At 47.0% G+C, this 13,747-nt stretch carries 18 protein-coding genes; 15 read left to right on the top strand and 3 right to left on the bottom strand.

Annotated features, from left to right (window positions below):
- Positions 1–139 precede the first annotated feature (139 nt).
- Genes KNO91_RS10005 through KNO91_RS09985 form a run of 5 tightly spaced genes read left to right on the top strand, consistent with a single transcriptional unit; the run spans position 140 to position 3,653 of the window.
- Positions 140–931, top strand: coding sequence for a transporter substrate-binding domain-containing protein (locus tag KNO91_RS10005; protein ID WP_012726549.1), 792 nt, complete (start codon positions 140–142; stop codon positions 929–931).
- Positions 932–991: 60 nt separating this feature from the next.
- Positions 992–1,651: an amino acid ABC transporter permease gene (locus KNO91_RS10000; protein WP_214787558.1), complete on the top strand. Its 660-nt coding sequence runs from the start codon at positions 992–994 to the stop codon at positions 1,649–1,651.
- Entirely contained in the window at positions 1,648–2,370 is a 723-nt protein-coding gene (locus KNO91_RS09995) for an amino acid ABC transporter ATP-binding protein (RefSeq protein ID WP_214817787.1), read from the top strand. The genes KNO91_RS10000 and KNO91_RS09995 overlap by 4 nt, the downstream gene beginning before the upstream one ends.
- A gap of 30 nt (positions 2,371–2,400) precedes the next feature.
- Complete coding sequence (locus KNO91_RS09990; protein ID WP_214748101.1) at positions 2,401–3,075, top strand: metal-dependent hydrolase; 675 nt, start codon at positions 2,401–2,403, stop codon at positions 3,073–3,075.
- Positions 3,076–3,077: 2 nt separating this feature from the next.
- The gene (locus KNO91_RS09985) at positions 3,078–3,653 is read left to right on the top strand and encodes an HD domain-containing protein (protein ID WP_214817785.1); all 576 of its coding nucleotides are present in this window, start codon (positions 3,078–3,080) and stop codon (positions 3,651–3,653) included.
- A gap of 38 nt (positions 3,654–3,691) precedes the next feature.
- On the opposite strand, the gene fadH is transcribed toward KNO91_RS09985, so the two are convergent.
- Complete coding sequence (fadH, locus tag KNO91_RS09980) at positions 3,692–4,456, bottom strand: 2,4-dienoyl-CoA reductase (protein ID WP_214794716.1); 765 nt, start codon at positions 4,454–4,456, stop codon at positions 3,692–3,694.
- 246 nt (positions 4,457–4,702) lie between these two features.
- Between fadH and KNO91_RS09975 the strand changes: the two genes are divergently transcribed.
- The gene (locus KNO91_RS09975) at positions 4,703–5,266 is read left to right on the top strand and encodes a hypothetical protein (RefSeq protein ID WP_214817783.1); all 564 of its coding nucleotides are present in this window, start codon (positions 4,703–4,705) and stop codon (positions 5,264–5,266) included.
- A 47-nt stretch (positions 5,267–5,313) separates the two neighbouring features.
- Here the strand turns inward: KNO91_RS09975 and KNO91_RS09970 are convergent, their stop codons facing one another.
- Positions 5,314–6,384, bottom strand: coding sequence for an N-acetylglucosaminidase (locus tag KNO91_RS09970; RefSeq protein WP_251126611.1), 1,071 nt, complete (start codon positions 6,382–6,384; stop codon positions 5,314–5,316).
- Positions 6,385–6,461: 77 nt separating this feature from the next.
- Between KNO91_RS09970 and KNO91_RS09965 the strand changes: the two genes are divergently transcribed.
- Both KNO91_RS09965 and KNO91_RS09960 read left to right on the top strand, forming a co-directional pair.
- On the top strand, positions 6,462–7,460 hold the full coding sequence (locus tag KNO91_RS09965; protein WP_214794720.1) for an aromatic acid exporter family protein: 999 nt from the start codon (positions 6,462–6,464) through the stop codon (positions 7,458–7,460).
- A gap of 173 nt (positions 7,461–7,633) precedes the next feature.
- Positions 7,634–8,761, top strand: a complete 1,128-nt coding sequence (locus tag KNO91_RS09960; RefSeq protein ID WP_214787570.1) for a M20/M25/M40 family metallo-hydrolase — start codon at positions 7,634–7,636, stop codon at positions 8,759–8,761.
- A gap of 45 nt (positions 8,762–8,806) precedes the next feature.
- On the opposite strand, the gene KNO91_RS09955 is transcribed toward KNO91_RS09960, so the two are convergent.
- Positions 8,807–8,980 (bottom strand): hypothetical protein, encoded by a 174-nt coding sequence (locus KNO91_RS09955; protein ID WP_214692882.1) that lies wholly within the window; start codon positions 8,978–8,980, stop codon positions 8,807–8,809.
- A 74-nt stretch (positions 8,981–9,054) separates the two neighbouring features.
- Between KNO91_RS09955 and rnz the strand changes: the two genes are divergently transcribed.
- Genes rnz through KNO91_RS09920 form a run of 7 tightly spaced genes read left to right on the top strand, consistent with a single transcriptional unit; the run spans position 9,055 to position 13,716 of the window.
- Entirely contained in the window at positions 9,055–9,960 is a 906-nt protein-coding gene (gene rnz / locus KNO91_RS09950; protein WP_214817782.1) for a ribonuclease Z, read from the top strand.
- A 1-nt stretch (position 9,961) separates the two neighbouring features.
- A complete protein-coding gene (locus KNO91_RS09945; RefSeq protein ID WP_214787574.1) occupies positions 9,962–10,849 on the top strand; it encodes a hypothetical protein in 888 nt (295 codons plus the stop codon).
- A complete protein-coding gene (locus KNO91_RS09940; RefSeq protein WP_214817781.1) occupies positions 10,846–11,253 on the top strand; it encodes a DUF4430 domain-containing protein in 408 nt (135 codons plus the stop codon). Before KNO91_RS09945 ends, KNO91_RS09940 begins: the two co-directional genes overlap by 4 nt.
- Complete coding sequence (locus tag KNO91_RS09935) at positions 11,231–11,890, top strand: hypothetical protein (RefSeq protein WP_214817780.1); 660 nt, start codon at positions 11,231–11,233, stop codon at positions 11,888–11,890. The genes KNO91_RS09940 and KNO91_RS09935 overlap by 23 nt, the downstream gene beginning before the upstream one ends.
- Positions 11,868–12,824, top strand: a complete 957-nt coding sequence (locus tag KNO91_RS09930; RefSeq protein WP_214817778.1) for an ATP-binding cassette domain-containing protein — start codon at positions 11,868–11,870, stop codon at positions 12,822–12,824. The genes KNO91_RS09935 and KNO91_RS09930 overlap by 23 nt, the downstream gene beginning before the upstream one ends.
- On the top strand, positions 12,797–13,342 hold the full coding sequence (locus KNO91_RS09925) for a hypothetical protein (RefSeq protein ID WP_214817776.1): 546 nt from the start codon (positions 12,797–12,799) through the stop codon (positions 13,340–13,342). The genes KNO91_RS09930 and KNO91_RS09925 overlap by 28 nt, the downstream gene beginning before the upstream one ends.
- 41 nt (positions 13,343–13,383) lie before the next feature.
- The gene (locus tag KNO91_RS09920) at positions 13,384–13,716 is read left to right on the top strand and encodes a hypothetical protein (RefSeq protein ID WP_214817774.1); all 333 of its coding nucleotides are present in this window, start codon (positions 13,384–13,386) and stop codon (positions 13,714–13,716) included.
- Positions 13,717–13,747 lie beyond the last annotated feature (31 nt).

The raw sequence follows: 13,747 nt of genomic DNA, 5'->3' as shown, positions 1-13,747 counted from the left end.
ATAATTATGTGTATATAGTGGTTGAAGACACAAGTCGGACAACTGATGTGTCATAGAACAGTTGAGCTACGTTCACACATATGTCATAATTTTGTTAAAGTTCTGATAATTATCATTCAACTACGAAAGGGAGATGAAGATGAAAAAAGGTTTTCTAGCATTATGTTTAGCAGGACTTGCCGCGTTCTCAGTCGCATGTGGGGCAGACGTGAACGAAGGAGGATCGACATCGACCGATGGTGAGGATGACAAAGTCATCGTCATGGGTACGAGTGCCGATTACTTCCCGTATGAATTCGTCGACACAGCGAACGGCGACGAAATCGTCGGATTTGATATCGACATCGCCAAAAAAGTGGCGGAAAACATGGGATATGAATTGAAAATTGAAGATATGGACTTCGGAAGCTTGCTCGGAGCACTCAACGCGGGTCGTGTCGACTTCGTCATGGCTGGTATGACACCGACGGAAGAGCGTAAAGAGAATGCCGATTTCTCGGATATCTATTTCACAGCGGTGAACTTGATCTTGTCGAAAGATGATTCTCTCCAATCACTTGAAGACTTGAAAGGCAAAAAGATTGGTGTTCAGCTCGGTTCAATCCAAGAAGGAATCGCACAGGACCAAATCACTGACGCTGAAATCGTCTCATTGAACAAGATTCCTGAGATCATCCAAGAAATCAAGACGGGACGTATTGACGCAATGGTCATCGAAGATACGGTCGCGAAGAAATACCTCGAGCAAGACAGCGAATTGACAACGTTCGAAATCGTAGACGAAGAAGAAGCAGGATCTGCTGCTGCCTTCCGTAAAGACGATGAGCTCCGTGATCAATTCAACGAAGAGTTGAAAAAGATGATCGACAGTGGAGAAATCGAAGAGTTAGCACAAAAATGGTTTGAAGAAGAGGCTGCACCAGCCGAATAATGAATCGTACGAGGCTGACTGAAGATGAATCGGTCAGCCCTTTTTTAGGAGGAACTTACAATGGATTTTAGCCGGATTTATGATTCTATCCCTTACATACTTGAAGGGATTCCAGTCATGTTCCAAGTGGTCATCGTTTCGGCATTGATCGGGATCTCACTTGGGATTGTCGTGGCAACACTAAAGATTGTCCCAAATCGTTTCATCAACTTTATTGGGCATGCGTATACGGCAGTGTTCCGTGGGACACCGCTCATCTTACAACTCGCCATTATTCACTTCGGATTACCGCAATTGACCGGCTATATCACGACACCGTATCAATCAGCGGTCATCGCTTTCTCATTAAACTCAGGAGCGTATATTTCTGAGATTATCCGGGCCGGTATTCAAGCGGTCGATAAAGGGCAATGGGAAGCCTCTGATGCTTTAGGTGTTCCATATGTAAAACAATTACGTTCAATCATCTTGCCACAGGCGTTCAAGAATATCTTGCCTGCCCTCGTCAACGAGATGATTACATTGACGAAAGAGTCGGCCCTCGTTTCGACGGTCGGGGTACTCGACATCATGCGCCGTGCACAGATTGTCGGTGGGCAGAAGGCGATCTACTTCGAACCGCTTCTATTCGCCGGTGTGATATACTTTACGATAGTGATGATCTTGACGTATCTTGGACAACGTCTAGAAAAACGGTTAAGAAAGAGTGATGGAAGATGATCGAAGTAAAAGACCTACACAAACAATTTGGTGACTTAGAAGTACTGAAGGGGATCACGACGACGATTGAACGTGGTGAAGTGGTCGCCGTCATCGGACCGTCTGGGTCTGGTAAATCGACATTTCTGCGTTGCTTGAACATGCTAGAAATCCCGACAAGCGGGACGGTCAGTGTGGATGGGTTCGAACTCACGAAAAAAGGGGCGAACGTTGCGAAGGCGCGCCAAAATATCGGGATGGTATTCCAACAGTTTAATCTGTTCCCGCACATGAGCGTATTGGACAATTTGACGTACGCACCAGTCAACGTTTTGAAAGTAAGCAAGACTGAAGCATTCGAGCGCGCAAAAAAATTGCTGGAACGTGTTGGGCTCTCTGAGAAAATCGACGCCTATCCGAGCCAACTCTCGGGTGGACAAAAACAACGTGTCGCCATCGCGCGTGCGTTAGCGATGGAACCGAACGTCATGTTGTTCGATGAGCCGACTTCGGCACTTGACCCAGAGATGGTCAACGAAGTACTTGATGTCATGAAAGGGTTGGCTGAGACCGGAATGACGATGGTTGTCGTCACACACGAAATGGGGTTTGCTCGTGAAGTGGCAGACCGCGTTCTCTTCCTTGATGAAGGAATTTTGATGGAAGAAGGAAAACCGGCCGATTTGTTGTTAAATCCCCAGACCGATCGTGCGAAACGTTTCTTAGAAAAAGTGTTGTAATCTGAACTTACGAAGGAAGGATGAATACACGTGAAAATCACCTATTATGGACATGCGACTGTTGGATTTGAGATTGATGGCGTAAACGTGTTGATCGATCCATTTTTGACGAGTAACCCTCATACGGAAGTAGACCCTTCTACACTGCGACCAGACTATTTGTTGCTCACCCACGCTCATTTTGATCATATCGAAGATGTCGAGTTGATTGCGAAAGAGACAGGGGCAACGATTGTGGCGACGCATGAGCTCGCGACCTATTATGAGAAGAAAGGCTTTTCTGTACATGGAATGAATATCGGTGGTGGACACGCCTTCCCATTCGGGCGCGTCACGATGACGCAAGCCTTCCATAGTTCGAGTTTTGACATGGGGGACACACCGATCTATATGGGAATGCCGGCCGGATTCATCATCGAGACGAATGAGTTGACGCTCTATCACGCAGGAGACACGAGTCTTTTCTCCGATATGAAGATGTACGGAGAACGTTTTGAAATCGATGTCGCTTTCCTTCCAATCGGTGATAACTTCACGATGGGACCTGCAGACGCGTTAGATGCGGCCCAGTGGCTACAAGCAAAACGAGTCGTCCCAATCCACTTCGATACGTTCCCACCGATTAAGCAGGATGCTCAGGCGTTTTGTGACCAGTTACATCGTCGCGGTCTTCTAATTGAACCGAACACGACAATTGAGATTTAAATATGGAGATGATTCAGACGACGAAGCAGTTCGTCGAACAGATTCATGAAAACGACCATTCAGGGCATGACAGCGCTCATATTGAGCGTGTCGTTCGACTGGTGGAGCGCTTGATGGAGGATGAGCCTGTCGACAAGACAGTGCTCATCCTTGCTGCGTATCTACATGACGTGGAAGACCATAAGCTTGGTCGACCGAAAGGGCTCGTCAAACAACATCTGAATGCTATCGACATCACTGATGAGCAAGCAAACTTGGTGCTGACCTTAATCGATGAAGTCTCTTTCTCAAAAGGAAGAGAGCCTACGACCCGCGAAAGTGAAATTTTACAAGATGCCGACCGATTAGACGCAATCGGAGCAATCGGTATTGCTCGCACGTTCCAATTCGCCGGTTCTCGCGGAACACCGCTCGATTTGTCGGAAGAGAGTGCCATTCAACATTTTCATGATAAATTGTTGAAGTTGGCGTCGATGATGCATACCGCAAAGGCGAAACAGTTAGCGATGTCACGTCATGCGTTCATGCAACAGTTTCTAGAGCAGTTTCACGAAGAGTGGGATGGCGTGGATAATTGAAAGGACGACCGAGATACATGTCTCGGTCGTCCTTTTGATTAGAATGGATGTTTATTCAGCCAATGACCGCCATCAAGAGAGATACAATCTCCATTTAAATAGCGCATCTCGTCAGAAGCAATCCAGTAAGCCAAGTCAGCGATTTCTTCCGGTGTCCCGAAGCGTCCGAGTGGAACGTTCCGACGAATCCGCTCTACTTCTTTCACGTGAGACACGAGTTTTTCCGCACCGCCTGTCCGTTCAATCGGTCCTGGACTGATGGCGTTGACTCGAGCCCCAAATTGATAGCCCCATTCAACAGCGAGCGTTCTCGTTAAATTGAGGACGCCGGCTTTCGCTGCCGCACTCGGTGCCACACCAGGTCCTGCCTGCCATGCATACGAGGCGACCATATTAATGATTGAGCCGCCACGTAGTTCTTCTGCCTCCCAATGTTTCCCGAGTACATGGGTGCAGTTGAATGTTCCGTTCAAGACGATGTCAATGACACTTGACCAACCGTTCGGTGACAAATCGAGTGTCGGACAGACGAAGTTACCTGCCGCGTTATTAACGAGCGCGTGGACTGGACCGTAAGCGGATGCGATGTCAGCGAGTGCTTGAGCGCATCCTTCATAGTCACGAACATCATGTTGCACACTCATCGCCTGACCTGCTTCGATTGCGTTCAGTTCGTTCATCGCTTCTAGTAGTCGTTCCTCGTTTCGACCACTGATGGCCACATTCCATCCTTCTTGCTTAAATTTTAAGGCCATCGCTTTCCCCATACCAGACGATCCTCCGGTAATCCAAATCGTTTTCATATTGATTCCCCCTCAAAAATGAATAGTCGTTCATTTTACTTATTCGTCTTCTAATTTAAAATTCCTTCAATGAGATATCGTTTGATGTTGAATCATTTCTTCGACAAGAAGCGTATATAGAATATGATACGATTGAAGTGAGTGAGATGACGTCAATCCAATGGAAGGTGTAGATGAGACATGAAGCGAATGTTAGGGATAACTATTTTCAGTCTTATAATTGTGATGGCGCTTATCTTTACGAATATGAAAGATGCTGATGATTCGTCCGCACCGTTTGAAAAGGTGACGAATTCTCAAGTCGAAACTAAGACCGTTCCTGAAATGACTGTGGGAGATTTGAAAGATATCTTATCTGATTCCCAACGAGATGTGGCCCCCCAAATTAATAACGATTTCGAACGGAAATTGGCAGAACGTTTGTACGTGGAGATGAAAATGTTTGATGAAAGTATTGATGTGAACAAATTGATAACACGCGCTGCAGAGCAAGCGGATTTCGAGCGTGCTTGGTTGGCGTATGCGCAAGATCGGTATGGAATCGTAGTAACAGATGAAGAAGTCGATGTTTGGATTGAAAATGGACCGGATGCGGAGATAGTCGAGTTACAGAGACGGTATGCCGAGGCAAAAGAAATGAGTGTGTATGAGCTGAATCATGGTTATGATCGCGATCAATACATGAAATGGGTCGTATGGGAAAAATTGATTCCAATCATCACGGAACGGTATGGAGAGTCAAGTGAGCAAGTGCTCGACAACAATCGACTCATCGAGCTTTACGAGGATGAAGTCAAGGGCACTCTATAAATAAATAATACGTGAATCAGCCCGACTCATTTGAGCCGGGCTACTGTTCATTGGATTTGTTTTAACTGTTTCAAGCCGAGTTCACGATCGATTGAATACATCGTACCGGCGACTTTCTCGCCCCAGTATGGGTCTGACGCGTAAAAGATATTGATCCCTTCTTGCTTGTTCCCCGGGTAGTCTCCGCGTGCGTATGGACCTTTTACATATTTCGTGGCGAACAATTCGGCAGCCGCATCAACGCTCGCTTCAATCGTTTCAAACGATGTTGCGTTTCCGCTCGGGTCGTCATCGGTCGCTCGAAATCCAAATAAGTTACGTTTTTCTCGAGCAATGTCGGACGTTCCAAATTTCGACTCATGACCGGCTACGGCGAGTAAGAATAACGCATTGATGCCATACGTTTCTTCTGCCTGTTTGAAAGCATCCCCCTCTCCGGCGAGTGGGGAGTCGATGGATTGTAAATACTGATCAAATGCTTTGGCGGAATACGGTGTTGTTGATTGAATCGAAGCGAATTGATAGGGAGAGTCGAAGACGTCCCGGACGCGTTCCGTGTAGAAACGCTCTTCTGAACGCTTCTCTGTCGGTCCAACGAGGAACGTGCCGGCGAGATTTGCATTCGCCTCGACCGAGTGATACACATCCCCATCCCGAATCTCATAATAGCCGCGTCTCTCTACGACAGCTTCTGGGAACAATGCCATCTGATCTGGCTTTACATAGACGTCTGCGCCTGAGATGCGTACTTTCAAGTGGTCATCGCCTCGCTCGAGCAGTTGTAGTCTCGTACCGCCAGCGACATAGGACTGACGTTTTTTGAACGATTGATCTTCATATAGGTTCGTGATCGCATCGCTCGGTGTCACGACTACACCAGTTCCTGTGAAGTCGAGGACTTCTCCTGAAGGAGAGAATAAGGTGCGGTTGTTTCCAGCCGCCATGTATCGTTTTGCTTCAGTAAGGGATTCGAACGATCTCGTGACACGGTCTCCGTTCGTGACGGTTTCGACGGTGTACGAGTCAGGACGTTCGGACTGGATCCATAAAAATGCGGCGATGGCAATACTGAGTGTCGCGACCATCGGCCAAAGTGTACGTTTTTTCTTTCGTTTCAATCAGATCACTTCCAAACTTTTGAATTGCCAAACGAGTTGATTTAGTCAACAATTTGATGGAGAAGGGGGAAATCAGTATGAAAATTGGAACGCGGACGTTAAAGACCGCGGTCGCAGCGGGTATCGCAATGCTCATTTCCGAGACGATTCATCTTGATTATTTTGTATTTGCAGCCATTATCGCTATTTTGAGTATTCAAGAGACTCGGAAAAAATCCATTCGCGCTTCGTATGAGCGTGTCATGGCGAGTCTTCTCGCCATTGGGATGGGTGCCGCGATGTTTACGTTACTCGGTTATTCACCGGTGACGCTCACACTTTATTTTGTCATCTTCATTCCACTCGTACAACAATTGAAACTGCAAGATGGGCTCATTACAAGTGTCGTCATCTTGACGCACCTTTATACCGAGGCGCAATTTTCGCTCGAATTGTTCATCAATGAGTTATTACTCATCGCTATCGGTGTCGGTGTCGGACTTGTCGTCAACATGTATATGCCGACGCTCGACCGTGAAATCGAACGAATCAAAGACAATATCGACCGTTCGCTCGCCGTACTCTTTTACGATGTGGCAGCATGTGTAGAGACAGGTGTGTATAATAACCATTCGATGATGCTGATCAAGACGAGGGACTATTTGAAAGAAGGGAAAGATTTGGCCCTTCGGCGTATGGGTAACTCGATCGGAAAACGGAATGAAGATATGGACTATCTCTACTTCCGAATGCGAGAGCGACAATACGATATTTTGAAACGCGTCGCTGACAACGCCAGAGAGATTACGATGGTCGTCAATGAAGCAAAGCCTGTTGCCACATTTTTGCGTCGCGTCGGGGACCACGTGAATGAACAAGCGGATGCTTCGGTCTTTCTGCAAGAACTTGAAGAGATGATTGAGCACTATCGAAAAAACGTACCTCTCCCCACGACACGTGAAGAATTTGAGGTACGCTCATCCTTGTTGAATATTTTGTCGGATGTGAAAAGTTATTTGATCTTGAAAGAGCGTTATATTTTGCTCTTAAAAGAACATGGTCATGCTCGAGAGAAACGTGCTGATCAAAAAGATTGAGACGATGACGATGACGCCGATTTGAATGATGCGTTGTCGTCTTTTTTGCTTTTTCTTCATAACTTGCCTCCATGTACGTGTTTGCCATCATTGTACAGAATGGAAAAGATTCGTGCAATCTAAGGGAGTTTGTTATAATGGTCAAGAAATGTTTGGATGGAGGGATGTTGTTTATGGTAAACGAGACACGAGTGCTCGACACATTTTTAGGATTGGTTGGCATCGATTCAGAAACGAAAGAAGAGGCTGTCATCTGTGAACATTTGAAAGCAGTGTTCACAGAGCTTGGTTGCGACGTCTATGAGGACGATGCATCAACAAAGACAGCGCACTCTGGTAATAACTTGATCATCACGTTGCCTGCAACGAAAGAGAATGTCGATCCGATTTACTTCACGGCTCACATGGACACGGTGACTCCTGGTAAGGGAATCAAAACGAGCATCAAAGACGGATACGTCGTGACAGACGGGACGACAATTCTCGGAGCGGATGACAAGACTGGCCTCACGGCGATGATCGAACTCGTTCGCGTGTTGAACGAAAAACAGATTCCACACGGACAAATCCAATTCGTCATCACGGTAGGGGAAGAATCAGGACTCGTCGGGGCGAAAGTCTTGGATTTATCAAAAATCGATGCGAAGTTTGGTTTTGCACTTGACTCGGACGGCCCGGTCGGTGACATCATCGTCGCAGCACCGACACAAGCGAAAGTAAATGCGAAAATTTACGGGAAGACGGCCCATGCAGGTGTCGCTCCAGAGAAGGGTATTTCAGCGATTCAAATCGCAGCGAAAGCCATCGCGAAGATGCCACTCGGTCGAATCGATGAAGAGACAACGGCAAATATCGGTCGCTTCGAAGGGGGACGTGCCACAAACATCGTGTGTGACTACGTCGAAGTACTCGCTGAGGCCCGTTCGCTCATTCACGAGAAGATGGAAAAGCAGGCGGAAACGATGAAACAAGCCTATATCGAAGTGGCGGAGTCGTTTGGTGGTCGTGCTGAAGTCGACATCGACATCATGTATCCAGGATTCAAGTTTGAAGAAGGTGACGAAGTCGTCGAGGTCGCGAAACGTGCGGCGGCGACAATCGGACGTCCGACACGAATCTTACACTCAGGCGGCGGTTCGGATGCGAACGTGATCGCCGGTGGTGGGATCCCGACGGTCAACTTGGCGGTTGGTTATGAAGAAATTCACACGACGAACGAACGCATGCCTCTTGAAGAGTTATACAAACTCGTCGAGTATGTCGTCACAATCGTTGAAGAAGTTGCATCACCTAAGAAATAAAAAAGAGCCGACCATTCGTCGGCTCTTCGTATGTGTTCGTACTCGTTATGCTGCGAACTCCAGAGACTCTAAAATCAACTCGTCTGTGCAATGAAGTTCGATCGCTATGTCGTGAATGCGGATAGAGGTGCCTTGTTCCTGTTGGTGCAAGCGATTCATCAAAGCTGCGCGATCTCGAATCGTCTCGTAAATTGATTCGGGTTGTTCTGCCTTGGTCATCACAAATCACATCCTTTTCAGCGATTACCACAAGTATAGCATGGAACGGACTTGAAGAAAGGACTAAATTATTTATGAAGTTACAGTTTTTAGGAACTGGATCAGGTATGCCATCAAAGCAGCGAAACGTGTCAGGTCTCGCACTCGTCTTACCTAAAGTCACCTGGTTGATTGACTGTGGAGAAGGTACGCAACATCAGATGCTCTACACGAAAGTCAAACCACGAAAAGTGACGGCGGTATGGGTGACGCATTTGCACGGCGACCATGTTTTCGGATTACCTGGATTTTTATCGACACGTTCAGCACTGGATGGAACGGAACCCCTCACGGTTTATGGACCAAAAGGATTGAAAAAGTGGCTTGAAGCGACGCTTCGTGTCACGGGTTCTCATCTCGGTTATGAGCTGAATGTCATCGAGTTTACGGATGGAGACACATTTGAACAAGACGGTCACATCATCACTGTGCGAAAATTAGAGCACCGTTTCCCATCTTACGGTTTTCGAATTCAAGGACCTGAAAAGCCAGGGACTCTTTGCGTTGATCGAGTGAGAGCACTCGGGATTCCGAGTGGACCGATCTATAAAACAATCAAAGAAGAAGAACGGTTTGAATATGAAGGAAAATGGTACGACTCTAAAGAATACGTCACTGAACCGACTCCGGGTAAAGTCGTCGCCATTCTCGGAGATACGACCCCTTGTGAAAACGCTCGGATTTTAGCAGAAGGTGCGAACCTTCTCATCCATGAAGCAACATTTATGGAAAGTGAACAGCCGCTCGCGCGGAAATATGGTCACTCGACGACGCGTGAGGCTACAACGCTTGCGAAGGCGTCTGCTGTCAATCAATTGATTGTCACGCATATTTCAGCTCGTTATGTCGGGCGAGAGGAAGAGTTTGAGCAAGAGGTCGTATCGGACTTTCCGTCGAGTATAGTTGCGACCGACTTTTTAGAATATACAGTGGGGGATTGATGTGACCATTCAACTCTATGTGTGGGCAGCGTTCTTAGTAATCAGCATCTTGTTAGGTGTTCGATTGAACCAGTTAAAAGAGCCGGAAGCCAATTTCTTTCCGAAGTTCTTATTCTATTCACTGCTTGGGATCGTTTCGTTTCCAATCGGCGGTTTTCATATCCCAATCGGGTTTTTATTGTCTTTTTTATTCTTCCCGAAACAGAATAGTCGCTATAAATGGTATGGAGCACTTTTAGGATTCTTCTTCTTTATCGTCTTATTATTCGTACCGTTATTTGACCAATCTGGATTTCGTACAGAATCCCAGCAAATCGGTGCTGTTTCCGTCACGGATGAGTCATTCGATGAGATGACGGAGAAGGTATTGCAACGAATCAATAGTGATTCAATCAAGCTAGACCGAGGTAAGCTTCAAATTGATCGGGAAGGGAACGTCCAAACGATTGAGTATTTACTGATGGTCGAGCGAGCCGAATCGTTCCAGCAAATTCGCGTGACATATGGAGAGGGACAACTTTCCTATGAACAAGTCGATGAACTACGAATAGAATCGGGACAGGCGTTTTTTGAAAAGCTCGTCGAGTTCGATCATATGTTATCGACATTGAGAGGACCGTCATGGGAAGAGTACACAGATGTCGTCGCCGCGCCGATTTTACAACTCTCTTATGATGGGCTTTACGACATGTATACGTTCGAAAACGAGTCGATGCTTATGATCAACCGAGACGATGAACTCGTTAAGTTTTGGCTGCAGCGCGAACCGGTCCTTGCTAACAGTATCCAGCTCGTCGGACTGACGCAGGAGGGCCGTAGTACAGGCGAGCGCTATGCGATTCTATATAATTATTCGATACACCAACGAGAGGATTTGACAGATCAATGAAACCGTATGTAACCATTACTCTATTAGCTACGGCGCTACTTGCCGGATGTGGCGGGGAAGAAGCGCAGCAAGAATCGTGTGGTGTAAGTCCGACCATCTCCGTCTATAACGCAGCGACCGAAGAAACACTTTATCAAGAGAAAAGTGTTTGCTTAGAAGAAGATGCGACCGTGCTCGATGCGTTGAAAGCAACAGGACTCGACCTTGAAGTGACAGGGAGTGGTGACATGTCTTACGTAACGGCAATTGAAGGAATTGAAGAAAAATCAGAAGGACAATCGTCAGGATGGGTATTTGCTTTTAACGGTGCTCCGGGAGATGAGGGAGCGGGCGCAAAAGAAGTAGAGTCGACGGATGTCATTCAATGGCGGTTCGAAGAAGATGCATTGGCTTTCTTCGAATGAGGCAGATTGGGAGCGGAGACATCCTGTCACGCTCCTTTTCTATCTACTCTGTCATTTATATGTGCTGATGAATGTTGAAACAACCACGTTTTTCGTGATAGGGCTTGTTCTTCTGCTCCTCATCGAGCGTCGTTTCCCTTGGACGATGTTATCTGTACTTGTTGCATTCGGAATCATTTCGATTTTACCCATACTCATTGGTTGGGAGATTTCTTTTACGTACATATGGCGTCAGATTTTAAAATTAGCCGCTTTTCTACTCGGCATGTTATGGATTTCTCGAATCATTCGTCTCGAACGATTGCTCCCACTCTTATCGAACTTCCCCCGCTCGTCCTCACTCTTATACGGTGCATGGGCACTCATCCCGGCATTGGAGCAGGCGGTACGTCAGGCAATCAGAAGTCATCCGAAAGCGTCTTGGCGAGACGCGGTCCAAATTGGTATTGAGCGACAGCAAGATGAGCCGAAGTTCGCGGTCGAACCAATGCGACGCTTTCGTATAGAGGATTTTTTCCAAATCGTGCTCATTGGAGCCATTTGTTCGCTTTCCCTTCATCTGTTTATCGGACTTTGGCTCATCTATCCATATCTCACGAAAGGAGGGGTGCGTGATGCAATGGTTATCATACGTTGACGGTTCGTTCGAACGATTCGTAGAACGATATCGCCCCCGCGTGATCGAAATGAATCAATCTTTCTCAGGAAAGGTTGGACACCTATTATCGAGTGTTGATCCATTTCGTGGGGCGGAAATTGCGACGCTTTTACAAATCGATGCGCTTTATCCGAAGCGATTTGATGCGTGTTCAAGCGGGGAACAACAAATTGTGCGGGTCGCCTATGCCTTGTTAGATCGACCAGATTCAATCGTCCTCATCGAACCGTTTCGACATTTAGATTCATTTCGAAGAGAACATTTAAAGATATTGCTCCGTCGGATCTCCGGAATCGGTGTACAAATCGGTTATACCGAGCGGGCAAAAGAATCTTCGGACGAGATGACGTTCACCTTCAATGAATCGACGACGCTACCTTCCATCGATGCAACCGACGTGTCTTATCGACATCCTCTTCAAGCGACGTATGCGATTGATCATGTGACGGTCCAGATGAATGAGCCTGGAATCACGGTCATTGTCGGGACAAACGGGAGTGGGAAGTCGACATTCCTCGAACTGTTGGCCAGAAGCAGACGACCGCTCCAAGGACGGGTGAAGCGCGGGGAGCGGGCGGTCTACCTTCCTGCCGACCCAGAAGTTGGACCGTTCCCGAAAGCCGAGAAGAGAAGGATCGCTCAACTTCAATCTGTCCTACACGATCCGTCGGGCGTTCTTCTACTCGATGAACCTACTGTCGATTTGACAAGAGGAGAGCGTGACGCGTTTCTCGACGCATTGCAACAGAAGGCGAAGTCAGCCCTTGTGGTCTGTGCGACACATGATATGGAGCTGATTCAGACTGCGACAGATGTGATTTATCTAGCGAACGGTCAAATCGTCTTTCAAGGAGATCGCATCCTTTTCCAAGATCGGAGCACGCTATGGTCACATACGTCCTCGCCATCCTGATTGCAATTGTCGTTCTGTATCGGTTCGAAAAATCTTCCACCCCGATTCAACCGCTCGTTCAACTGTTAGCACTTGCGGTCATCGGTCGCTGGCTCTTCATGACGATTCCAAATGTCCAACCGACGACGGCCATCATCATGTTGACCGCTTTACTGATCGGCTTGAACGGGGCAGCCATCCTTTCGCTCTTTGTCCCGATTCTGTCAGGACTTTTGCTCGGAATTGGTCCGTTCGTGTTCTATCAATTTTTAGGATGGCTTCTCGTCGTAATGCTCGTTCATTTATTTCGTCCGATTCTAATGAAGTCAACAGTCCTCTTCTTGATCCTCGGTTTGCTATCTGGATTCCTGTATGGATGGACCACAAATTTGGCATTCATTGAAGTGGTCGGCATGGATGTCGTGAAGTTGTTGTTGCTTAGCTTTCCATTTGATTTTGCTCATGGGATTTCTAACGTCGTCTTTTTAATCATGATTCGTCCATTATTTGAGCGCATATTCCTTCATCAACTTGGGTAAATATACAATATTCCTATCATGTTGAGTGAGGTGAACGACGGATGAGTGCCTATGTCAATATCACTGAAGTCGGTATGTTTCTACTCGTAGGGTTGTTGTTTATCCTGTTAAACCTTGTTTTGTTAGTAAAGCGTTATACGAGAGCCCGTTTTGCGATGCTGAGCATCCTTGCGGCGAGCGTTTGGCCGGCATTGATGATTGTTCTATCCGTAGAGCAATTGAGTGTGATCAATCAATTGACCTCTGGTGAATGGACGCTAGATGCTGCCCTCGCGTGGGGAGTCGTCCTCTCGACAGCGCTCATGACGATCATTCCGGCAGGTGTCTTTTTATATCGGCTCGTGACCATTTCACGATTACATTCTGAACATTAAAAGGAGCGACCGTCGCCGGGCGCTCCTTTTT

Origin of the sequence: Exiguobacterium sp. s59 (assembly GCF_018617475.1) — a bacterium.
GTDB classification, from domain to species: domain Bacteria; phylum Bacillota; class Bacilli; order Exiguobacteriales; family Exiguobacteriaceae; genus Exiguobacterium; species Exiguobacterium aestuarii.
The sequence above is the reverse complement of the archived record's forward strand: the minus strand, read 5'-3'. Positions and strand labels throughout refer to the sequence as shown.